Raw genomic sequence first — 1,278 nt, 5'->3', positions numbered from 1 at the left:
TGACAAACCAAAAAGCATCAAACAAAATCGAAAAACAAGAATACCGAGTCTTGACAGACTCATGGTACACGACTGTAATTTTCATGAATCGTACACAAGCAAGAGAGCGTACCATCTTACTTGAAGCATTTAAGGAATATGATTCGTTCTTAGGTGGCGTGACGGAAGAAGAATTTATCGGCATGGCATGGATTGAAGTTGTCGAGCATTCGGGCGTATCTTACAAGGAAAGCAGTCCACTAGGATTTGATGAAATGAAAGAACTCGCAAAAGACCCGATGAAGAATCGAAAGAAAAAGATGTTGCGAGAAATCCAACATATCAAACAAGTCATCATACCGTCTGAAAATATCAGTGAGGTAGATACAATTCGTTCACCAATCGATATTGCAAAGTTCGCAACACCAATCATCGGTGACTTAGATAGAGAAGTCTTGCTTGCTATTTTCATGAATACGAAAAATCGAGTCGTGGCAATCGAAAAAGTCAGTGTCGGTTCTATCAATTCGAGCATCGTCCATCCGAGAGAAGTCATGAAGGGTGCGATTCTAAACAATGCTTCAACCTTTGCATTGGTACACCAACACCCTTCACAAAATCCCGAACCTAGTAACGATGATTTGTTAGTAACAGAACGAATGGCAGAAGTCGGGGAAGTGTTCGGAATCAAATTGCTTGACCATGTGATTGTGACAAGTGATGAACGAAACTATGTCAGTTTGAATCAGCGTGGAAGAATTTAAAAATGAAGAGTGGGAAACCACTCTTTTTTGTTTTGTCCTCTATCCGAGCCACATTTTCAAATCGCTCACGAATGGTAGGCGAGTGATCGACACTCGCCCTGATTGACCCCCGATTCATCGAGAATCGGGTTAAAGAGGAACTTTTTCGTTGTCCTATGAGGAAACGAAAAAGAAAAAAAGACGGCATCGCTTTGCGATACCGATTGAAAGACCGACATATCGACAACGCTGTACTGGAACGAGCGAGAACTCAACTCGTCCAGTTCGAACGTTTACATGAACCATCCGATGATACCGACCACCACTCCCAACACCGAGAAGAACAACGACCATTTATTCAAAAGCAACACCTCTTTTCGTTTTTGACTTCCGTTCTATATTCATCATAGATAATGGTTCTGAAAAAATCTAAATTATCAGGGGCTACCGTGTTCGAGGATCGAGAGAATGGCTTGTGGAGTGGATTTTGAGGTGATACTATCGATATTTTCTGATTGCCGGAATGTCTTTTCAAAGAGGAAGATTAATGTTCTTT

1 protein-coding gene is annotated in these 1,278 nt (G+C 41.3%); it reads left to right on the top strand.

Going from position 1 to position 1,278, the window contains the following annotated elements:
- Positions 1-743, top strand: a 743-nt coding sequence (locus Q9R25_RS14880) for a JAB domain-containing protein (RefSeq protein WP_311283390.1), incomplete at its 5' end; no start/stop codon positions are given.
- Between the last annotated feature and the right edge of the window lie 535 nt (positions 744-1,278).

The sequence above is a fragment of the Exiguobacterium sp. BG5(2022) genome, assembly GCF_031844365.1.
Lineage (GTDB): Bacteria > Bacillota > Bacilli > Exiguobacteriales > Exiguobacteriaceae > Exiguobacterium > Exiguobacterium profundum.
The sequence above is the reverse complement of the archived record's forward strand: the minus strand, read 5'-3'. Positions and strand labels throughout refer to the sequence as shown.